General features: G+C 55.5%; 21 protein-coding genes and 1 pseudogene. 10 read left to right on the top strand and 12 right to left on the bottom strand.

Annotated elements, in window-relative coordinates:
- Nucleotides 1-637 precede the first annotated feature (637 nt).
- Nucleotides 638-1,603 (bottom strand): LysR family transcriptional regulator, encoded by a 966-nt coding sequence (locus K3754_RS16825; protein WP_259938766.1) that lies wholly within the window; start codon nt 1,601-1,603, stop codon nt 638-640.
- A gap of 93 nt (nt 1,604-1,696) precedes the next feature.
- On the opposite strand from K3754_RS16825, the gene K3754_RS16820 reads away from it, so the two are divergent.
- From K3754_RS16820 to leuD, 5 genes are all read left to right on the top strand, one after another.
- Nucleotides 1,697-2,638, top strand: a complete 942-nt coding sequence (locus tag K3754_RS16820) for a TAXI family TRAP transporter solute-binding subunit (protein WP_259938765.1) — start codon at nt 1,697-1,699, stop codon at nt 2,636-2,638.
- Between the two features lie 65 nt (nt 2,639-2,703).
- A complete protein-coding gene (locus K3754_RS16815) occupies nt 2,704-4,539 on the top strand; it encodes a TRAP transporter fused permease subunit (RefSeq protein ID WP_259938764.1) in 1,836 nt (611 codons plus the stop codon).
- Nucleotides 4,536-5,366, top strand: a complete 831-nt coding sequence (locus K3754_RS16810) for an amidohydrolase (protein ID WP_259938763.1) — start codon at nt 4,536-4,538, stop codon at nt 5,364-5,366. The genes K3754_RS16815 and K3754_RS16810 overlap by 4 nt, the downstream gene beginning before the upstream one ends.
- Nucleotides 5,363-6,784 carry a 3-isopropylmalate dehydratase large subunit gene (leuC, locus tag K3754_RS16805; RefSeq protein ID WP_259938762.1) on the top strand — a complete coding sequence of 474 codons (1,422 nt, stop codon included), beginning with the start codon at nt 5,363-5,365 and terminating at the stop codon, nt 6,782-6,784. The genes K3754_RS16810 and leuC overlap by 4 nt, the downstream gene beginning before the upstream one ends.
- Nucleotides 6,781-7,404, top strand: coding sequence for a 3-isopropylmalate dehydratase small subunit (gene leuD, locus K3754_RS16800; RefSeq protein ID WP_259938761.1), 624 nt, complete (start codon nt 6,781-6,783; stop codon nt 7,402-7,404). Before leuC ends, leuD begins: the two co-directional genes overlap by 4 nt.
- Nucleotides 7,405-7,811: 407 nt before the next feature.
- Here leuD and K3754_RS16795 read toward each other — a convergent pair whose 3' ends face one another.
- The 4 genes from K3754_RS16795 to K3754_RS16780 form a co-directional block, all read right to left on the bottom strand.
- Nucleotides 7,812-8,453, bottom strand: coding sequence for a LysE family translocator (locus tag K3754_RS16795; RefSeq protein WP_259938760.1), 642 nt, complete (start codon nt 8,451-8,453; stop codon nt 7,812-7,814).
- Nucleotides 8,454-8,672: 219 nt separating this feature from the next.
- Nucleotides 8,673-9,434: an ADYC domain-containing protein gene (locus K3754_RS16790; RefSeq protein ID WP_259938759.1), complete on the bottom strand. Its 762-nt coding sequence runs from the start codon at nt 9,432-9,434 to the stop codon at nt 8,673-8,675.
- On the bottom strand, nt 9,400-9,696 hold the full coding sequence (locus tag K3754_RS16785; RefSeq protein WP_259938757.1) for a hypothetical protein: 297 nt from the start codon (nt 9,694-9,696) through the stop codon (nt 9,400-9,402). Before K3754_RS16785 ends, K3754_RS16790 begins: the two co-directional genes overlap by 35 nt.
- Nucleotides 9,697-9,755: 59 nt before the next feature.
- Nucleotides 9,756-10,706, bottom strand: coding sequence for a homocysteine S-methyltransferase family protein (locus tag K3754_RS16780; protein WP_203209994.1), 951 nt, complete (start codon nt 10,704-10,706; stop codon nt 9,756-9,758).
- A gap of 543 nt (nt 10,707-11,249) precedes the next feature.
- Between K3754_RS16780 and K3754_RS16775 the strand changes: the two are divergent.
- Nucleotides 11,250-11,462: pseudogene (locus tag K3754_RS16775) on the top strand (DUF1330 domain-containing protein); the annotation flags it as partial.
- A gap of 26 nt (nt 11,463-11,488) precedes the next feature.
- On the opposite strand, the gene K3754_RS16770 reads toward K3754_RS16775, so the two are convergent.
- Entirely contained in the window at nt 11,489-12,436 is a 948-nt protein-coding gene (locus tag K3754_RS16770; RefSeq protein WP_203209996.1) for a GlxA family transcriptional regulator, read from the bottom strand.
- A 26-nt stretch (nt 12,437-12,462) separates the two neighbouring features.
- Between K3754_RS16770 and K3754_RS16765 the strand changes: the two genes are divergently transcribed.
- Complete coding sequence (locus K3754_RS16765; RefSeq protein ID WP_259938753.1) at nt 12,463-13,725, top strand: MFS transporter; 1,263 nt, start codon at nt 12,463-12,465, stop codon at nt 13,723-13,725.
- 27 nt (nt 13,726-13,752) lie between these two features.
- Nucleotides 13,753-14,373 carry a LysE family translocator gene (locus tag K3754_RS16760; protein ID WP_259938751.1) on the top strand — a complete coding sequence of 207 codons (621 nt, stop codon included), beginning with the start codon at nt 13,753-13,755 and terminating at the stop codon, nt 14,371-14,373.
- A gap of 57 nt (nt 14,374-14,430) precedes the next feature.
- On the opposite strand, the gene K3754_RS16755 is transcribed toward K3754_RS16760, so the two are convergent.
- From K3754_RS16755 to K3754_RS16745, 3 genes are all read right to left on the bottom strand, one after another.
- Nucleotides 14,431-15,228 (bottom strand): anti-sigma factor, encoded by a 798-nt coding sequence (locus K3754_RS16755; protein WP_259938749.1) that lies wholly within the window; start codon nt 15,226-15,228, stop codon nt 14,431-14,433.
- A complete protein-coding gene (locus K3754_RS16750; protein WP_259938747.1) occupies nt 15,228-15,734 on the bottom strand; it encodes an RNA polymerase sigma factor in 507 nt (168 codons plus the stop codon). The genes K3754_RS16755 and K3754_RS16750 overlap by 1 nt, the downstream gene beginning before the upstream one ends.
- A 418-nt stretch (nt 15,735-16,152) precedes the next feature.
- Entirely contained in the window at nt 16,153-16,746 is a 594-nt protein-coding gene (locus K3754_RS16745) for an ATP-dependent Clp protease proteolytic subunit (protein ID WP_259938745.1), read from the bottom strand.
- Between the two features lie 586 nt (nt 16,747-17,332).
- Between K3754_RS16745 and K3754_RS16740 the strand changes: the two genes are divergently transcribed.
- The gene (locus K3754_RS16740; RefSeq protein ID WP_203210001.1) at nt 17,333-17,968 is read left to right on the top strand and encodes an FMN-binding negative transcriptional regulator; all 636 of its coding nucleotides are present in this window, start codon (nt 17,333-17,335) and stop codon (nt 17,966-17,968) included.
- A gap of 131 nt (nt 17,969-18,099) precedes the next feature.
- Nucleotides 18,100-19,449, top strand: coding sequence for a PLP-dependent aminotransferase family protein (locus tag K3754_RS16735; RefSeq protein ID WP_259938744.1), 1,350 nt, complete (start codon nt 18,100-18,102; stop codon nt 19,447-19,449).
- A gap of 278 nt (nt 19,450-19,727) precedes the next feature.
- On the opposite strand, the gene K3754_RS16730 is transcribed toward K3754_RS16735, so the two are convergent.
- From K3754_RS16730 to K3754_RS16720, 3 genes are read right to left on the bottom strand one after another with little or no spacing between them, the layout of a single operon-like run.
- Nucleotides 19,728-20,375: a hypothetical protein gene (locus K3754_RS16730; RefSeq protein ID WP_259938743.1), complete on the bottom strand. Its 648-nt coding sequence runs from the start codon at nt 20,373-20,375 to the stop codon at nt 19,728-19,730.
- 37 nt (nt 20,376-20,412) lie between these two features.
- Nucleotides 20,413-20,934: an SRPBCC family protein gene (locus K3754_RS16725; RefSeq protein ID WP_259938741.1), complete on the bottom strand. Its 522-nt coding sequence runs from the start codon at nt 20,932-20,934 to the stop codon at nt 20,413-20,415.
- A gap of 3 nt (nt 20,935-20,937) precedes the next feature.
- A complete protein-coding gene (locus tag K3754_RS16720; RefSeq protein ID WP_203210005.1) occupies nt 20,938-21,135 on the bottom strand; it encodes a tautomerase family protein in 198 nt (65 codons plus the stop codon).
- Between the last annotated feature and the right edge of the window lie 15 nt (nt 21,136-21,150).

Below are 21,150 nucleotides of genomic sequence, written 5' to 3'. Positions count from 1 at the left end.
GCTGGTAGCCGGAGGAAGCTAAGGAGCCGGAATGAGTGGGCAAACCTTGGGGAGTTCCTCCGACAGCTGTGGTTCGCTGGCGATTTGACTTGCTTGTTCCTGCTCTGATTTGACGAAGTCACCGGCGATTGCGATGGGCGGTTGTGTGCCTGCAATGATGGCAAAATTCCCGCAATGTTCCCTCGGCAGCTTTTGTTACCCAATCCGCTGTCGGTTTGAGAGGTGATCGGGCGCCGGCCTGTGACCCCCTTGGTGTGCCCGTTCATCAGACCGCGACACGACCCAGGCGCGGACCCGGCTCGCATGTGCCCAATCGCTGCTTGAATTCGGATATCGCCTTCGCGGACAAGGTCGAGGCTATTTCAGCATTCCGCCTGACCGCCCTATGTCGCTGTCAGAAGGGCAGGGCGGGTCGTCGCACAATAAGCCTTCGTCAGCGGCGCCCACGCCGTTGGAAATTGCATTGACGCCCTGCGCATCCGCGACCAGACGGAAATGGGATCGGGCCACAGCCCTATGCTCCGCTTGATATCCTGACAGGCTATCTTGAGAAATGCACCTCTGAGGGACGTTTCAAATAGGCGGCCGTGCCAAGGTGAGCCAGACAGTTCATATTAAATGGTCGCAGCTCGTGAGCTCAAACCACTGCACGCAGTTGGCGGAACTCTTGCAGGACCATTTCTCGGAACAAACGGCGGGCGGCGAAAGAGGGACTGTCAGCACGCGAGATCAAGAAAGTGTCCAGCCAGGCCCAGGGTTCCGGAACATCATGAATGCGTACCGTTTCACGGTCTGCCAAGCGCTCCAATGTAGACAAGGGCAGAACCGTCACACCCATTCCGGCCGCCGCACAGCTGATGCGCATCTCGATATTTGCCATTTCAATCAGCCGGATCGGAGCATGCGCCCCCTCGGACCACCACTCTTCTACCCTTGCACGTTGAACGCAACCGGTTGGTGCCGCGAGAAAGGTAAATTCGTCGGCGTCCGTTATTTGATCTACCGTCAGGGCAGAGACCAGCACCAACCGTTCACGACGCACCTGTTCGGCCTTGAACAGTGGATCACGGACTTCACGATTGACAATTGCACAGTCAAGTTTGTGGTCGCGTACACCCGCAATCAGGGTTTCTGTCACGCCTGAGGTGACCTCGAGGCTGACATCGGGATAAGACAGGTGGTACTGCGCAAAAACACGCGGCAGATAGAGCGTGGCGGCGGTATCCGTGGCTCCCACTTTCAATGTACCCTGGGGCAGATCGTCGTGACGCACCGCTTTTTCCGCCTCATCAAACAGCACCATCGCCTTTTTGGCATAGTCCAGCAGCACCCGGCCTTTCGGGGTCAGGATCATTCCTTGCCGTTCGCGTAAGAAAAGAGGCTGACCGATCTCCTGCTCGAGCTGTCGGAGCCGTGCGGTCACCGCCGAAGGAACGCAGCACAATTTATCGGCCGCCCGAGTGACGCTGGCGGTTTCGGCAACTGCCTGAAAAGTCTTGAGCGCTGAAAGGTCCATGACCGCTCCATCCATGAGAAAAACTGTCGCCGGTACAATAGCGGAAAAAGGCAGGCACGGTCCATTCGTCATTGGAGAAGGCGGCATTCAGATAATATCAATTGCGTTGTGGCACCCGCATTGCATCCTGTCGGGACATTTACCGCCGGGACTGTTCATGGCGGATCTAGGGAGGATCAGATGATGAAGTTTCTATCGACACTGGCGCTAGCCGCTATGGTTTCAAGCCCGGCTGCTGCCGACACGCTACGCTGGATGACAGGTTCGCCGGGCGGGTCTTTCTATCCACTGGGCGGCGCACTCAAAGGGTTCCTGGAAGAGGAACGGCCCGATCTGAAGCTGGAGGTGGTGAACGGTGGTGGGATCGCCAACATCAAGGGCGTGGGCACAAATAAGGCCGTGCTTGGGTTTGCCAACTCGGTCACGACGGTCGATGCACTTAACGGTGCCGAGCCGTTTGGCACGCCTCATACCGATGTCTGCAACGTGGCCGCACTTTACCCGCAGTATTTCCAGATGGTTGTCCTGAAGGACAGCGAGATCAAATCACCTGCGGATTTCAAAGGCATCTCGCTTGCCAGCCAAAAGGCGGGTACCACGGGGGAACAGTTTGCCCGGCTGGTGCTCGGCGTGAACGGATTGAGCTATGACGATCTGGGACGCTTGAATCAAGTCGGTTACAACGATGCCGTTTCGATGATGAAGGATGGAAACGCTGATGCCTTCACGCTTGTGACCACGGCTCCCGCCGGTGCGGTCATGGACCTTGCCGCGGCGCGAGACATCCGCATGTTGCCCGTAGCCGATGCCACATATGAAACGCTGAAGCAGAATATGCCGGGCCTGCAACTGGGGGCGATTCCGGGCGGTACCTATCAGGGTGTCGACGAGGACACGGCCGCGCTGACTTGGTCGGCTCACATTATCACGCGCTGCGACGCACCGGACGACTTGATCTATGCGCTGACCCGCAACGTCCTTGAACATGCAGAGGCGCTTGGCGGTGTCGCCAGCGCAGCCAAGGGGCTGGACCTGGAACGCATGAGTCAGGATTTAGGCGTGCCATTCCATCCCGCAGCCGCAAAGTTCTATGCCGAGAACGGCATTGAGGTTGCCAAGTAATCCTGCCGATTAACATCAAAGCCCCTCGCCGGAGATGGCGAGGGGCCGCATTCAGGTTTCATAACATGCGTCATCTCGTAACTCTTGGCAGGGCAGTGGCCTTGTTTATGGCTGTCTATCATCTGTGGATTGGCTATTTCGGGGCGCCAAACGCGCTTATCATGCGCAGCGTGCATCTGGGTCTCGTGCTTACGATCACCTTCCTGATGATCGACTGGCGAGGGAAGAAGGACACACCGGGAATAGCCGAAGTGGCACTGGTTCTCCTGTCCATCGGAGTTGCCGCATACCCTATTGTTGAAATCGACTATATCTATAACCGCTTCTATCTGATTGACCCGATCAAACCCGCCGACTGGGTGTTTGGTATTGCCGCAAACCTGTTGGTGATCGAGGCCGCGCGTCGTTTGATGGGGTGGCCGCTGGCCATTACCGCAAGCATTTTTCTGGGATATGCGATGTTCTTTACCAATATCGCGCCGGGTGAATTGATTGAACAAACCTACCTGACGACTGAAGGCATTTTTGGCATCCCGCTAGCTGTATCGGCCACTTTCATCACGCTATTTGTCCTGTTCGGAGCATTGATCGAGAAGATGGGGATCGGCCAGTTTTTTGTCGATTTCGCGCTGGCTCTGGCTGGGCGCACTTCGGGCGGTGCGGCAAAGGTGGCGCTGATTACCTCGTCGCTGTTTGGCACAGTGTCCGGAAACGGCGTTGCCAATGTCATGACAACCGGTGTTTTTACCATCCCGATGATGAAAAAGGCCGGGTTCCGGCCGAATGTCGCCGGCGCGGTCGAGGCTGTTGCTTCAACCGGTGGACAGATCCTGCCGCCTGTCATGGGCGCGTCGGCCTTCCTAATGGCCGAGTTCATCGGCACATCCTATGCCCAGATCTGCCTTTATGCGTTGATCCCCGCGTTGCTCTATTACGCCACCGTATTTGCCGCGATCCACTTCGAAGCGCGGGCCACAGGTCTGGAGGGGTTGCCGGCGGATCAGACGCCAAAACTGGGCAAGGTGCTGATCGAGAACGGACATCTTTCCATTCCGTTGCTCGTGATTATTCTGTCGCTGGTCTCCGGTTATTCGGCCCAATTCTCTGCTCTGGCCGGTATTGCCAGCGTTGTTCCCGTGGCCCTCCTGCGCAAGTCGACACGCAGCAATGTAACGGTCCGTAATGTTCTGGATGCGCTTGTAGAGGGTGCGCGCAACGCGGTGCTGATTGCCACGGCCTGTGCCACTGCCGGTATTGTAGTCGGGGTGATTAACATCACCGGCATTGGGCTGGATTTTAGCCAGGCCGTGCTTCGCCTTGCAGACGAGAACCTATACTTGGCCCTTATCCTCGCCTCAATGGCCGGCATTGTGGTCGGCATGGGGATTCCGACCGCACCGGCCTATATCGTTCAGGTCGCGCTGTTCGTGCCGACACTGACAGAGTTGGGAATTCCGGTGCCGGCGGCGCATATGTTTGCATTTTATTTTGCCATTTTGTCTGGCCTTACCCCACCTGTCGCCATCACGGTTTATGCGGCAAATGCCATTTCGGGTGCGGGGCTTTGGCAGGGATGTGCAGCGTCGATGAAGCTTGCTGGTACGGCTTATGTCATGCCATTCATGTTTGCATTGTCACCTGCAATCCTGACACTTGGCACCGGTTCCGAGATTGCGCAGACGGCACTGACCGCGCTTTTAGGTGGTGTATTGCTGGCAGCGGGCTTTCACGGTTGGTTGCTGTCCTCGCTTGCTGCACTCCTGCGTCCCGTCGCGGTGGTGGCAGGGCTTTGCCTGCTGGGGCCGTCGGGGCTGCTGGATCTGGCCGGACTGGCACTTGCGGCACCGGTGCTTTTTCTTTCAGCACGCGCACGTCGCAACCCTGAGGAGACCGGGGCATGATCCGCACCGAGGCACAGCTGCTGCCCGCGGGGGCTTGCGACACACATATGCACTTCTATGACCATCGATTTCCCGGAGCGGCGAGCGCGGTGAAACCCACACCGCCGGATTTCTCGACAGAGGACTACCGCGCGACAATGCGGCGTCTGGGGCACAGCCGCATGGTGGTCGTTCAACCCACAACCTATGGGCTGGACAACCGATTGCAGTTGGCCGCGGCGGCCGAATTCGGACAGGACGCCAGAGTGGTGGTCGTTGTTGACGAGACTGTGACCGATGCGGAATTGGCCCGGCTGGACGCGCAGGGTGCCTGTGCAGTGCGCTTTTTCATGTGGAAGGGCGGTGCGCTTGGGTGGGATAGTCTGCAACCGGTCGCCGAGCGGATTGCCCCTTTGGGCTGGCATATCGAACTTCATATTGACGGCGCGACACTGCCAGAACACCTCGAGCGACTTCTCGGGCTGCCTTGCCCTGCGGTGCTAGACCATGTTGGCCGGTTCCGAGAGCCCGCGCCCGAAGGGCATCCGGCGGCACGGGCTTTGGAGGCTCTTATGGATACAGGACGCTGGTGGGTCAAACTGTCGGCACCGGGCCTCCAATGTAGCGAGGGGCTGCGTGCGCGGGTGGAGCGGCTGATCGAGCGAACGCCAGACAGGCTGGTTTGGGCCACGAACTGTCCGCATCCGGGGCAGTTGCAGCCGCCAAACGAGTTGGAAGAACTGCGAACCTGGCTGGATTGGATTGATGATCCGGCCCTTGTTCATAAGATTTTTTGCAGCAACCCAGAGCAACTATACAGATTTCGCCAGTTCGAGGACGCATCATGACACGGACCCTGTATGATAAACTCTGCGATAGCCATACAGTGCGGAAGATCGACGACAACCGGCTGCTTTTGTACGTCGATCTGCATATCATGAATGAATACACCAGCCCGCAAGCCTTTGCCGGCCTGCATGCGGCAGGACGTCCGGTGTGGCGACCAGAGGCGCATCTGGCGGTTGTGGATCATGTGAACCCGACTCGCGCCATCTCGTCATTGGACGAGATGACGGACAGTGATGCCCGGCTACAAATTGAAAACTTGGGCCGCAATTGCGCACGCCACGGGATTGAGCTTTTTGACCTGTTCGACCGCAGGCAGGGGATCGAGCATGTGGTGGTGCCGGAAAACGGCTTTGCGCATCCGGGCAAGGTGATCGCTTGCGGCGACAGCCACACCACCACTTATGGTGCGTTTGGTGCGCTTGGCTTCGGGATCGGCACTTCGGAAATCGAGCATGTTCTGGCCACGCAGACCCTTGTCTACACCAAGCTGCGGAACATGCGGGTGACCTTTACCGGCGAAATGCCACCGGGGTTGACAGCCAAGGATCTGGTCATGGCCTTTATTGCAAAGGTTGGCGTGTCTGGGGCAGTGGGCCATGCGGTCGAATTTGCTGGCGCTCCGGTCAATCTGCTTTCGGTCGAAGGGCGGATGACAATGTGCAATATGGCCGTCGAAGGCGGCGCACGTGTGGCGTTGATCGCGCCGGATGCAACGGTATTTCGTTACCTGCAAGGGCGGCCACGCGCACCGAAGGGTAGGGATTGGGACACCGCCAAACAGGAATGGGCCAACTGGCAATCCGATCCTGATGCCAACTTCGACATCGACATCGACATCGATGTAGCTGCTATCGCGCCTCAGGTCAGTTGGGGCACCAGCCCCCATCAGACCTGCGGGATTGACGGGGAGGTTCCGGCGCCGGAGCACGCAAATGATCCAATGGAACGAGCCGCGCAAGAACGCGCATTGGAATACATGGGGCTTGAGCCGGGTCAACCGCTTGGGGCGATAGAAATCTCACATGCGTTCATCGGTTCCTGCACCAATTCCCGCATGGAAGACTTGCGCGCTGCTGCGGAAGTGTTGAAGGGCCGGAAAGTGTCTGCTGGTGTTTCCGCGATAATCGTCCCGGGGTCGCTTGCCGTGCGACGGCAGGCCGAGGCAGAGGGGCTGGATCGGGTATTTATCGAGGCAGGCTATGAATGGCGCAATTCGGGATGTTCCATGTGCCTAGCTATGAATGATGACATACTTGACGCTGGCGCCCGATGTGCATCGTCCACCAACCGGAATTTCGAGGGACGACAGGGTACCGGTGCCCGCACCCATCTGATGAGCCCGGCGATGGTCGCAGCGGCCTCCGTAGCGGGTCATTTGGTCGATTATCGGGAATTTCTGCCAGGAGCACAGACATGACACCTTTCACTTCGGTTACTGGAATCGCCGCACCCATGCCGTTGCCGAACATCGATACCGATGTGATCATGCCCAAGAAATTTCTCAAGCGGATCGACCGGGAGGGGTTGGCTCAGGGTGTGTTTCACGATCTGAGGTTTGACGAAAATGGAAATGAGCGTTCTGGTTTCGTATTAAATCGCGCCGGATATCGTAACGCTCGATTTATTGTGGCGGGCCGCAACTTCGGCTGCGGTTCTAGCCGCGAACATGCGGTCTGGGGGCTTTTGCAACAGGGCATTCGCGCGATCATCGCGCCCAGCTTTGCCGGGATCTTTTTCGGAAATTGCGAGAAAAACGGACTATTGGCCGTAGAGCTGCCCGAAGACAAACTAACCGTCCTTCTGGAAACGATCAGCGATGGCGATAGGGCCGAACTGACTATCGACTTGGACGCTCAGAAAATTCGGCCAGCGCAGGGCGCGGCCTTGGAGTTTGACATCGATGCAGGCCTACGCAGGAACCTGATGCTTGGGCTAGACCATATTGAGGAAACCCTGCAATACGCCGATGACATCCGTGCATACGAGGTCAAAAATGGCCTAGTTTCCGAACCAAGTCGGGGCAGTGCGGAGGCTTGAAATCAGCGCTGATTCATAAATCATTGCTGTTGCAGTTAGGTGGCTCCTCGCTTGATCACGCTACGACTTCGAACAATTGATTGATGGCCTCCCGCTCGCCGGATGCCCATTTGCTTGTTTTGAAAGAGGCCACGTTTGATACCTGTTGCCCGCGCTGTGACGTTGTAGGTTCGTCCATGGCCTGAGATGTCGAACGAGGATTACCGTTGCGGTTATCAGGCAGTTCGCTCCGGCACGTTGAAAAAGCACGGCGCATCCGTCACGCACATCGCATTCATTCCAAAGAGATGTTGCTTGGGATTCTTGAGAAGTACCGCTTTGGCCACCTATAGAAACTGGGAAAGGGAGCCAGCATCAAAAATCGTTTTCGCAGGTTTCCGTTCACCAGACGACGCTTGCGCCATTGATTATGCCCGGCTGGCCAGCAACTTTAGACCGGCGAAAGCAAAGAAGGTGCCTAGGACGCCTTGAATGACACGTCGGGAATTGCCGTACAATCGCACCATCGCCGGGGTCGAGAATGCAACCGCATACATCAGGTGGATGGCTACCGAGAGCATGAATGTCCCGAGCACGATGACAGCTCCTACCCAAAGCGGCGCTCCTTCCTTCAGACCCAGGGAAATGATTGCAATCCAAGCAAGAGCTGCCTTCGGGTTGGTCATTTGGATGATATAGCCACGCTTGAAATATCCATATGGGGTCCGCCGTCCGCCTGCCAACTCCCTTGGTTCAATATCATGGGTTGAGGCTGCGGATTTGAAGGATTTGTAAGCAAGCCAAAGAAGGTAAAGACCACCGAATACTTTGATTGCCAAAAGAGCTGAAGCATAGGTGGAAAGTATAGCTGACAAACCAAAGACTGTCAGTATGGCCCAAGTAAATGATCCGCTCGCAACGCCCATCGCCAAAGCCATACCGGAGGATCGACCGACGCTCATTGAGGTGCCAATGACAGCAAGAATATTAGGTCCGGGGCTTGCGATGGCCAGTAGAAATGCAGAATAGGCAAGAAGGATTCCCGGGAGGTAGATGGATATTTCTTGCATGGTATCGCCTTCGTTCGAATATACGGTTGTTCACACAATGTTCCAAAGTCATCGCTTTGGCAAACAAAACCTCATATTGGCTTTGCCGATACAGGGCAGAGCATGTTGCAGCTAATGAGCAAAAGCGCTTCGTCAGCAAAGCTGAGCCTAAGTAACAACACTTCGAGAGGTGGCTTCGGTGCCGGTCAGATTACCGTTATTCTTCTAAGTTCTCGGCGACTAATCCTGAACATAAAAGGGAAATGACCCGTTACTCAAAAGCGTTTCCCGCGCGATTTCTGAAGTTCCCTGCCTCTGAACTAAACGGTCCGGACAGTTTTTTAGGACATAGTCCAAACCAGCTTGGAAACGGGTCCTGTAGATGGTTATCGCACCATCTGCATCCCAATCCGCTTCGTGCAGCATGTCTTGAACATTGGACGATGTGTTGATCCCCTTTCGATCCCAGACATCAATCGGAGTGCCATCGCGCGTGGTGCCATGCCCAGTGCCGCAATAGTCCGCACGTACCATTCGAATACAGGCCTGGTGAAAATCGCGCAGCTCGGCGTCCCATGGCAGATATCCCCATGTGACACATTTGCCTATCGGTCCGTTTGTGCAGGCCATTGTCAAACCTTCGGGGGACCATGACATATCTGTTCCCCACGAGCCGGAAAGTGGAATTGCGCCAACCGGTTCGCCATCTTGATCGCCGCAGGCGGAACCGTTTTCATCAGTGAGAAAATAGACATTGTACTGGCTTGTCTCTTCAACATGCGTGACGGTGATCTCCGCATTGCCCGCACCTCCCTCCATCTGAAGCACCGCGCCCGCAGGCAAGGGAATATCCGCCTTGCCCGTCGTGGCCATGGCGATGAGTGCAAAGGTCAAAACCAATCGAGTACAGTTCATTTTAACAAACCTGAGTTGTGGCACGCGGTTGACCCGCGTGCCTTGTTTTTCTTTAGTGTTTGATGACCAAACGGCCGTTCTGTGCAACAATGGATGACGAACCGTCGAAATCGAAGTCGTTCAGATGAAAGCCATTGAGTGCCAACCGGTTCAGAGCAAGCCGATTTAAGGCCAAACGGTTCAGCGCCAGACGATTAATGGTCAGCGCGTTGATGGTAAGTGCGTTAAAAGTAAGCGCATTTGTCTTGACTTCGACAGTCTGCGTTCGAGTTTCAGCAATCGCGCCTTGTGCAAACAGAAGTGCGCTCAGCGTTGCGGCAAGGGCCGTGTTTTTGTGGTTCAGTTTCATAGTATATCCCTTTTCAAGTTTGGGGTTGGTTGATGGGTTGATCTGTCTGGCTGGATGGCTCACGCAGCCCGCGCGCAACACAGATTGTTGGCGATTTCGGCGATGTGCCGACTGTCTGTCCCGCAGCAGCCGCCAAACACCGACAAATGAGGCAACTGCGCCTGCAAAGTGCCATAGCTGGCGCCAAGTTCGGCTGGATTGCCGTCATCCAGAACGTCGGCGTTGTCGAGTTCTTCGTGGCTGAGCCGTGAGGCATTGGCGCGGATGCCGCGCAGCCGCTGCAACCAAGGCTCCTGACTGCGCAGAGCGTCTTCAAAATGCTCAGGATGGGCGCAGTTGACCATGAAATAGGCCGCTTTGCCGTTTGTTGCCGCGTCCGTCTGGGTGATCGCCTCGCCAAGCGGAGTGCCATCTGCAAGGCAGCCGTCAGTCTCTACCGTAAAGGCGATCACCGCAGGGATCTGCACCTCCACGGCGGCCCGGACAATGCCGACCGCCTCATTCACTGTGCACAGTGTGAAGGCGCTGACCATATCGGCGGCGGTCTGTGCGAACCATCCGACCTGATCCGCGTGATAGGCCTGTGCTTCGCTCGCTGTCATCGCAGTATCGGCCTGATAGCCATCGCCGCGCGGCCCGATGTTGCCGGAGATAACGACCGGATGGGGCAGGGCAGCTTTGTCACGCAAGGCGCACATCATCTCGATCGCCTGCGCGTTGAAGGCCTGCAATGCTTGCCGGTCATGACCCAACTCTTGGCCCCAACCCGGACTGGCCCGCCAGGTTGGCGCTTCCAGCAAGAAGCCCATCTTCCGCTGCCTGGCGATCTCCAGATGGCGTTCAAAATAGGTTTCAAGCTGGGCGCGTCCCTCCGCTGTACCAAGTAGCGGATAGGAGGCAAAACAAGGCAGGTCGATACCTTCGTGAAAGACCAAAGTGGTTTCAAGCCCACTGTCGGTGAGCAGTGCATGACCGTTCAATTGGGGCAGGGCGTTTCTGTACGTGTGCATAGGGTTACCATCCGTGACAAGAGTGAATGAGACGGGATAGATCGCCCGCCTGATGATCCTGAAGCGGCACGCCAATGTCGGACATAAGGTGCCGATTGATGCCTTCTGCGCCGGAACCGCTAAAGGTGGTGCGCGGCCTCGGAAATGCAGTCAGCAAGGATGTAAGACAATTTTGAAAAAACATGGTCGTTCCTCTTCAGTTCACGACCGTTACGCAGCAACTTGAAAAATTATTCTCGGCTGGCAATTATTTTTCAGAAAGGGATGGTGGTTGAGACTCCGGCGCGCCATCGTGTTCCAGAAACAACGCTTTGAAATGCAATGTGTTTGGAGCGTTCGCTTGCGATTTTTCTGAATGGTGATTTTCTTTCGCAGCGTGTCAAATAGGGGAATTCCGTCATTTCGATTGGCACATATAGGAGCGGGTTCACCCGGCAGCAGTCATTCTAGAGTGAAACAAGGAGCCAAAATGCCAGCCTACGTTATTTTTCAAGAAGAAATTCAGGATCAGGAAAAGTTCGCCGAGTACAAAACACTTCCCCGGCCTCGATCTCGCAATTCGGAGGAAAGTTCATTGTGCGTGGCGGTGACATCACTGAGCTGGAAGGCCAGTTTGAGTATGAACGGATCGTGGTAATTTCTTTTCCTGACAAGGCTGCCGCACTTGCCTGGTACAACTCGACAGAATATGAGCCAGCCAAGAACATGCGGCTGTCATGTTCGTCAGGGGTGAGTGTCCTTGTCGAGGGGGCTTAACGGGCCGGGCATTTGCACAACATGGCCTATTGGCCAAAGTTCTCAAGATATTGGCGGATATCGAGACCAAACCGGCGTTTAAACGCACGGCGCATGCGTTGAAGATCACCAAACCCACTGCGCGCGGCCACCAATTTTAGCGCAAGCCCCTCCAACAACAGCCCCCGTGCGTGATCTACCCTTACACGTTCGACAAACTGGCTGGGCGTGCAGCTCATTTCACGCTTGAACCGCCGCGACAAAGTGCGTTCATTCATGTTACCGACCCGGCTGAGGGCATCGATTGTCCAGTTGTTTTCCGGTTGTGAAACGACCTGTTCAATCAGTTTGGACAGATCTGTGCTATCCGAAAACTGGCTGGGCAGATGGACCGCGAATTGGCTTTGCCCGCCAGACCTGCGCAATTGAATAACCAGCTCCCGCGCGCAATCCAGAGCGACCTTGGCACCGCAATCTTGCCGTATGATGTGCAGAGCCAGATCAATTCCCGTGGTCACCCCGGCAGACGTAAATACGTTGCCTGAGATGCAGAATATTTTATCGAGATCCCAACGTACCTGATCATAGGCTTGTATGTCCTTTGACCGTGTCCAATGCGTTGTCGCTTCGCGATCGTCCAAAACCCCGGCTGCCGCTAGGATCAACGCGCCGGAACAGATCGAAATGAGACGATGTTCGTTTGGGTTCGCCTTTCGATCGCGGATGATGTCCAGAAGGTGGTTGTGGGTCAGCAAAGGTTCAACGCTGCCGCCGGGTATCAGGAGGTCGCCGCGGGCCGATCCTGCTTCCAGCATGGCATCCGCCCCCAACAGCAACCCGCAAGACGCTCGAACCGCAGCACCGTCGAGAGTCACAAACCGAAGCTCATAGGGCTTGCGACCATGGACTTGCGCCGCTTCAAACGCTTGGACAGGGCCCGAGACGTCCAAAAGGTTGACCCCGTCAAAAAGTAGAATTTCGATTGAACGCCGCATGGGTGGAGTCCGTTTTTGATGCTTGATTGTCATATCTGACAATCAGAAAAGTCGATATATGGCAAGTGTTAACAAAAAAAGTGCACCAAATGACTGGGCTCAGCCTTCTTCAAAACCGGAATTTTTTCGGACTTCTCACGGCCAATACTGTGCTTGGCTCTGCCATGCCGATCCTAATCATTCTTGGGGGGCTGGCTGGCCTGATGCTCGCCCCCAACACCGCATTGGCGACACTGCCAGCATCGGTGCAAACCTTGGCGGGGCTTGTCTGTGCTGCGCCAATATCCTTGTTGATGGGGCGTCTAGGGCGAAAGCTGGGTTTCTTTCTGGGCGGAGCATTGGCTATTCTGGGCGCGGTTTTGGGAGCGTATGCCTTGATGGCTGCCTCCTTCGTCCTGCTCTGTTTGGCCCATTTCATGTTGGGCATCGCCCTTGCGTCCTATCAGTATTTTCGGTTTGCGGCGGCAGAGGTGGTTGAAGCTACCTGGCAACCAGTGGCGATCTCGTTGATGTTGACTTCCGGTTTGGTGGCGGCGTTTCTCGGCCCGCAAGTGTTTATTGCGGCAAAGGATGCCTATGCAGGGATCCCGCTTCTGGGTGCATATTTGGCAATCGCCGCGCTGTCGGTTGCAGGGGTCGTGCCTCTGGTCTTCGTCCGCATTCCAAAAATCTCGCCCCCTCTCGAAAAAGGAACATCCTCGAGGCATCTTGCCTGGTCCGCTTTGCGCCGACCCGAGGTGCGGGGTGCCATTTTGGCCGGGGCTCTGGCGCAGGGGGTTATGGTTTTTCTAATGGTCCCAACCCCGATTGCTATGATTGGTTGTGGATTTGATGAGGCCATCGCGGGCGACGTCATCCGCTGGCACGTGGTGGCGATGTTTGCACCGAGTTTTTTCACCGGCTTCCTCATCAAACGGTTTGGCGCTATCAGAATTGTTCTGCTGGGGTTTGCCATGCTCATCGCATCTGCATGCATTGCAGCAAGCGGGATAGCTTCTCAGCATTTCTACCTATCACTGATCTTGTTGGGCACGGGTTGGAATTTTGGCTTCATTGGAGCCACGAGTATGCTGGCAGCATGCGTCACGATCCCCGAAAAGCCCGCAGTCCAAGGATTGAATGACACGTTGATCGCTTTGTCTTCGACTGTTTTTGCCTTCCTCGCGGGCGCGATCATTGCGGTCTACAGCTGGCCCATTCTGGCGGGGATCGGATTGGCGATTGTCCTGTTGGGACTTGCTGGTCTGCTGGTTACAGGTCGCATTCAGCGCCGCGCTGGCGCCAATTGATATCAAGTTCATTCATCTGGAAAACAAATGTCATCAATCGATTTGGATTCTGCTGCGGCAGTACTTTTTGCAATTGCGGCAACCGGTCTGCTGGGCTCGCCCGGTCCGGCGATTGCGGCGCTCCTGGCCGTGGGGCGCACATTTGGCTTGAAAGATGGCATGCGCTTTTATCTGGGCTTGCAACTGGGGCTAGGCACGGCTGCCGCTATCAGTGCGGCAGGTCTCATTTCGCTGTTTGTGGCTTTTCCTGCGGTTCAAACGGTTATGGTCATTATCGCCACGGCCTATCTGCTGTATCTCGCCTGGAAAATCGGAAGCGCACCTGTCTCACCTAAGGCCCAACAGAAACCACAGCCACCACGGGGCGGTTTTCTGATGGCGGGAGTCGTCCTGGGGATGACCAATCCCAAGGCCTATGTTGCCTTCGCGTCGCTTATGGGCAGCTACACCTTGGTCACGAATAGCGTCACTGCAGACGGTGTCTGGAAATGGGGCATCGTCGTAACAGTGATGATTGTCGTTGATATTCTATGGCTTTTGGCTGGCGTCTTATTGGGCCGCGCAAACCTGCCACCATTTGCAGAGCGCGTTTTGAACATGTCCCTTGCTTTGATGATCCTCCTGGCAGCCTTGCTGGCCTTTCTCTAACGGCAGTTAGACAGCGGTCCCAAGACGGACCAATCACGCAGCGCTACGCCTGAGACGCTACAACGAAATCGCTTGGGCGGCCGCTTGCTCGATCACATCCTGCCGTGCCTTTGGTCCGACCACAACGTAAGCACCGCCGTTGCTGCGCCAACTGACCATGTGGTAGCCGCCAATTTGCTGCGCTTTGCTTGATTCAGTGTCGGGTTTGTCTGTTTTCAGAAAGCATAGAGCAACGACATCGCCACTTTCAGTTGTGTAAACCAGCTGGGCAACTGGCTTTCCTGTGGCGACCAACAGCCTGGCACCTTCGAAAGTCAAGCCAACGGCAGTGAGATCCGGTGTTTCAAACGAGACTTCAACGGTTTTGCCCAACCATGCTTCAATGTGATCGACGTCTGATGCGGGCACCTCCACAAGATGACGCGTCTGGGTTTCGTAAACCGCGTGGTACTCGGCAATATCGCGAAGCCAGCCCGGCGGCACCGTTGTGGCCGCAGTTTCGAGACCCGGAGCCGCACCACTTTTGGATAAACTCTGGCCGATCACCACACCGACTGCCAAGAACGCGACACTGGCTGCGATCTGGATCATCACTCGAAGGTGACTTGGGGCGTCCGAAATATTTGCAGGTGCGGGGGGCGCGGCTTCAATCGCATGGATCAAGTGCGCCGGCACTGGCAACTCCAACATCCGGTCGAGCTCTTCCCGAGCCCGAGCGTCTGCATCCACGATACTGCGATAGATTTCCGCCACCGATGGATCATTTTCCAAAAGATCCTCAATCTGCTCGGCGTCTTGGGGTGAGAGCTCGCCGTCAATATAGGCGCTGAGCTTCTGAAAAAGAACTTCGTCCATCACATCGGCTCCTTCTCGGTCAGCCGCTCACGCAGGAGTTGCCGCGCTCTACTGATGCGGCTCATCACTGTGCCAATGGGCCAGCCCAGATGTGCAGCGGCTTCTTTGTAGCTATATCCCTCAACAGAGACGAGCAACAAAACCGTCGCAAGCTCGGATGGCAATTGCATGATTTTCTGCCCCAACTGCCGTCCAGCCAGCGCATTTTCCCCATTGACCGTGGTATAGAGCTCGCCGGTTTCAACTGCATCGACCTGCCCTGCTCCCAGTCGCACCTTACGTTTGCGGGTTTCGCTGAACCAGTGGTTGCGGGCAATTCGGAAAACCCACCGGTCCAGATCTTGGTGGGGGTGATATTGATCCGAATAGCGCAACGCCTTGGCACAGGTATCCTGAACCAAATCATCTGCATCCGGAAGGGACCCGGTCAATGACAGTGCATAGCGCCGCAAGCGTGGCAGCATCGCGATTAACTCTTGGCGCAATTGGAAATCATCGGCAGACAAGACGGAGAACCTTTTTGATGTCCTTAAGAACCAGTGCCAGAACAGACGCATTTGCACGTCCATTTCGTGGAGCCGTGGCAAGCTGGAAGAAGGGGATTGAACGCTTACAATCATGATATCATTTCCAATTTTCCGCGCAGGAACAAGCCTTCCACCACTAAATACGCGCCTATGGGCGGATTTATTTTGCGCCTGAAAAACACTGTCTTTTTTCGATGCAGTAATGTCTGGAAATGATAGATTTTGACGGCAGTGAAAAGACCTCTTGGACAGGATTTCTGGAGTGACTGCTCAAACGCGATGCCCAAAGAGAATCGCGTTAAAGAGTTCCACCAGACTGGGAAGTAAAAGATGGTTTTCGCTCATTGAACTGAGATACGACAATTCGGGCGATCTCGCAAAGTGGATGTCTATCAGTTTAGTCAAGATCATCAGCAGATCGAATAATCTTTCCGACCAACCCATAGTCAACTGCTTCTTTCGAAGTGAGCCAGAAATCTCGCTTGGTATCTTCTGCTATCTTCTCCGGTGTTTGCCCGGTCGCCGCAGCAAAAAGATGATCAAACCGATCACGCATGATCTTAATCTGCTCGGCTTGGATCATCATATCCGATGCTTGCCCCCCGATGCCACCAGAGGGTTGGTGCAGCAAGAACCTGGTGTTGGGCAGGCAATAGCGATTTTCCAATTTGGCACCGACAAAAATCAAGGCACCGGCACTCGACGCCCAGCCGGACGCAATGGTGCGGACCTTCGGGCGAATAAATTTGATCATGTCGTGAACCATATCGCCTGATTCTACGTGTCCGCCAGGGGAAGAAACAAACAGATTGATCGGGTCATCGCTTTCTTCTGCAAGTGCCAATAGATGCGTTACGGTTTCTTTGGCCAGCTTGTCATTTACCTGACCGGAGACAACCACATTCCGGCTTTGAAACAGAAGCTGTTCTACGCGAGGGGACGGTTTGTCGTTTTTTGGATGGTCACCTGTGACGGGTTCGTTTTCGTTCACATTCAAGTCCTATTGATGGCCTCACCCTTACGCAGACTCCCCGCCAAGGCAAAGTAACGTCGTCTCCGGGTCGTGGCTGTTTGAATTAAGATCAAGGGATCCAGTTTCGGCCTATGCTCCATTTTCCAAGCCATCCAGGCGTCTTTGCGTTTGGTCAGGATTGAAAAAATCTGTTGCGGCCTGAAAGGGCCTTCGGCGAACCCCAAGATAGGAAGGCAAATTGTAGCAACCTGCAGGCTGTTAACAAATGACAGAGTAACGTCATTTTCCGCCAACCTTTGGAGCCTTTCGCAATTGTTCATCTGGTATGGTCAAATTTTTACATACTGGATGGATACAAAGGCCAGTTGGAATGCGATCTGCCAGTGAACAATGGATTTCAGATAAAGCATGACGATCTCATTTGCTGATTTTGAAGTGACGCAGATGCACGCTGAAGGAGGGAAACGTCATCTACTTGGAAGAGCCGATAAATCCCGTTCCGGACGGGCAGATTCATTTGTGCCGCACACCCCCGGATGGGCCAGTTGTCCTGGATCTTTGATCTCTCAACCGTTTCTCAACAAGTCCGAACAGGAGCCACAAAATGTTTCAGCCGCCCGTTTTCCGCGAAGATGACATCGAGGTCATGCACGCCATGATCCGAGAAAACCCCTTTGCGAGCCTGCTGTCACTGCAGAACGGAGAGATGGTATGCGACCATATTCCCATGATGATCCATGCGGAGGAGTCGGACCAAGGGACACTTCGTGGGCATATTGCCCGTGCCAATCCAATGCGCCGGCTTGTTGATCACGATGCGAGGGCCCTGGTCGTCTTTACCGGCTTGCACGCCTATGTGACGCCATCGTGGTATCCATCGAAAGACATGCATGACAAAGTTGTGCCAACTTGGAATTACATTTCTGTTCATGCGCGGGGCAAGATTGACCTGATACATGATGAAGCGTGGATTTTATCCCATCTGAATGCATTGACGGATCTGCACGAGGAAGGGCGGGAAAAACCGTGGACGGTTTCCGATGCACCTAGTGAGTTCATCCATAGGCAGTTGCGCGGCATCACGGGCATCGAAATCAAGATTGAAAGCCTGCAAGGCACCTGGAAAGTCAGCCAAAATAAAGAGACCGCCGACAACGCAGGGGTGGCGGAGGGTCTGCGGTGCGAGCATGCGCAGGCCGCACGGGACATGGCAGCGATTGTCGAAACACGTCGGCGTTAGACTGAACGGTCGTCTGCATCGCTAAAGGATGCTATCAACATTTCTGGTTGTGGAGTATCTCGTGGTCGAATGAACTGATGGCTCAAAAGGCAAATATCCCGTTCTCAATCGACCGCACATCGAGAATCCCGATGTTTGAACAGATTTGTTCGGCCATCCGGCAGGCGATCATAGATGGCGACCTGGTTGAGGGGACCAAGCTTGCGCCGTCCCGGTCGTTTGCAGCGGACTTGGGCGTTTCGCGGTCCACGATCGTGACAGTGTACGACCAATTGTGTGCGGAGGGATATATCACAAGCGTGCCTCGCTCCGGGATGCTGGTGTGCGCCATATCCGAAACCCAATTTAAACCGCGGCAGGAAATCCAGAACAGATTTGAGGATGAGGTACAGACCCTGCCGCAACCCCTTTTAGGCGGTCAGCCGGATATGGAGTTGTTTCCCCATCGGCAGTGGGCCAAAGCTGTGGCCAAAGTCTGCCGGACAAATCCACAAGCGATGTTGCTTGGTGGCGGTCGGTTCGGGAATTTTGAGCTTCGAAAGGCAATTGCCAGTCATGTCTTGGACTGGCGCGGGATCGAGACCTCTCCTCATCAGATCATAATCACTGCTGGCTCAACCGATGCACTTGGAATCTGTATCCGCACCCTGGCAAAAGCCGGGGACAGCATTGGGTTGGAAAATCCGGGCTACCCGCCGGTACGCAATTTCGCCAAGGCCATGCAGCTGGTGCCCGTAGACCTGAAAATTGGGGATCAGGGAGCCGAGGTGCCGCTCCCCGGGCAAACCCCAAGGCTGTCGATCCTAACCCCGTCTAACCAATCCCCGCTTGGCGGCGTGATGTCGCCCCGACGGCGTCAGGAATTTGTGGCCTGGGCCAAAAGACATAAAGCGTGGATCATTGAAGACGATTATGACAGTGAGTTCCGCTATGCCGGTCATCCAATCCCAGCGCTGGCAGGCTTTGACCATCTTGATCGCACGATTTACATCGGCAGTTTTGCAAAGATCTTTTCCAACCTACTCAGGATAGGTTACCTGATTGTTCCGGCTGAACTGATCGGGAAATTCCGGGTTTCGTTGGAGCGTTTTGGTTTCAGCGCCAGCTACATGCCGCAGCAGGCATTGGCCGAGTTTATTCAAACCGGAGCTTTCTATCACCATTTGCGCAAGGTTCGACGTATCTACAAAGAAAGGCGCAAATATCTGATTGGGAGATTGTCGGCTGATCTTGCTGAGTTTGGCTGGTTCACCGATCATCAAGCAGGGATGCAAATCGCCTTTCACCTCAGGACCAGCTTCCAAGACACAGTGGTGTCTGAAAAGGCAGAAAAGCTTGGCGTCACCGCGCAACCCTTGTCATCATTTGGAACCAGTGACGTGTCCTATAATGGGTTAATCCTGGGGTTTTGTAACTACACAGAACCGGAAATCGACCGGGCTGTGGCCACCTTAAGACAAGTCATGCTTGGGCAATATTAGCCGTCCAGCGGGTGCGCCTCTGACCAGTCATGGCCGTCGCTCTTTCCAGACCTTGATCGTGATGATGTCCCTGGCCCGCCACCGTAAAACGGCCCGGGAAATCCAGCTTTCAGCGGTCCAGAACTGGAGAGCAGAGCCCGCTTTCATCCACAAGTGCGAACATCGCGTCAGTCGGCAGGGCGAAGAGACTAAAGGCGAATGTGATGAGGAAACGAACGACTTGCGATCCAGTGATAGAAAGAAACGAGGGCCGGCCATCCGGCCCTCGTGTGATGGGCTTACATCTCTACGTAGGTGCCACCGTGGATGTTGGCGAAGTTGCGAAAATCCACGGCGAGTGCCTCTCCGACCGCGGCGGCCGCGTTCCCGCCCATGTCTTGCGCTTCGTCAAAATAGATGCGCGTGGTGATCAATGTGCCGTCAACCCCCTTGTCCTCAAGCGTCCAGATCACGAAGAAATCCTTGATTGGAAGCGGCACGGTGCTGCGTTCCATATCCAGATCGTAGGCAATCATGCGGTTCTCTTCGACTGCGAAGATGCGTTCATAGGCTGTGCCTGCTCCGCCCACGAAATCGCAGCGGCGCACAGACCCCATGCCCAACTCGCCCGGTGTTTCAGAGGCCGAATGATCCCAGGTCAGCGTCTCGATCTGAAGTGACCAATCGGCGTTGCCCGAGTGAACCAGCGGGAAGGCTTCTTCGGGCGTCATGGGCAGCAAGAGCGTCTGAACGGACTGCAGGGGTGCGTCGATATAGGCGCCCAGATAGCCACTTTCATAGGTGTAATCGGTCAAAGCATCAGCAGATGTGACGGCGGCGAATTCGCCGTACTTGGCGGTTCGTTCGGCTTCGACATTGGGCATCTGTTGTGCTGAGAGTGCGGTCGAAATTGTGAGGGCGATTGCAAAGGAAAGCAGATGTTTCATGGTCTTCTCCAATTTTTTGAGGGGTGGTTGCGGCCGGTCAGGCCATGGCCTGCCGCGCGGCGGCGGCTTTCTTAGACGCATCGACCTTGAGCTTGCGAGGCGACGGTCGACCTGTTTCGGCATAGACCTTCAGATCGTCGATGGTCTCGGTCAGGGCCTTCTTGAACTGCATCTTCATCATCCAGCCCATGAGTATGTTCATAGGAAAGGCGATATCGGCGCGCAGGGTCATGCTGGCCTTGGTGCCATTGCCGCTGGGGGTCAGGTGCCACGTATTGCGCAGCCCTTTCATGAAGCCAGGCATCTTCGCCCCGGTCGCCGAGTAGGACACGATATGGCGGGAGTCGTCATAGGCTTCGATTGTTTCCGTGAACGGTCCGAGCGAGGTTTCGCAGACGCGCCCCGCTGCCGGGGCATTGGCGACCTTCGGCGTGCCGGGCCTTGCGCCTGACACATAGACCGAGCTGGCCCAGTCTCCGGCGGAGGTGTAGTTCGGTCCTACGATGTTCCAGACCTTGTCCAGCGGCGCGTTGATTTGTCGTATGATGTTCAGCTCCATTGTTCAGCCCACCACCTGACCGCCCATCGCGTAGCCGCCTTCGGCGGTTTCCTCGATGTGGACGTTGATATGTTGCTTGATATCGCCCTTGCCGGTCGCGGCTGCGACCTGATTGAGGCTATCGGTGAGCTTGGTCACGATCTGAGCCTTCTCGTCCTTGGACCAAGCTGCCTGCGGGACGGTAACGCGAATGGTTGGCATGTCATTCTCCTTTGG

This window comes from Sulfitobacter sp. M368 (assembly GCF_025141875.1).
In the GTDB taxonomy this organism is placed as follows: domain Bacteria; phylum Pseudomonadota; class Alphaproteobacteria; order Rhodobacterales; family Rhodobacteraceae; genus Sulfitobacter; species Sulfitobacter mediterraneus_A.
The sequence above is the reverse complement of the archived record's forward strand: the minus strand, read 5'-3'. Positions and strand labels throughout refer to the sequence as shown.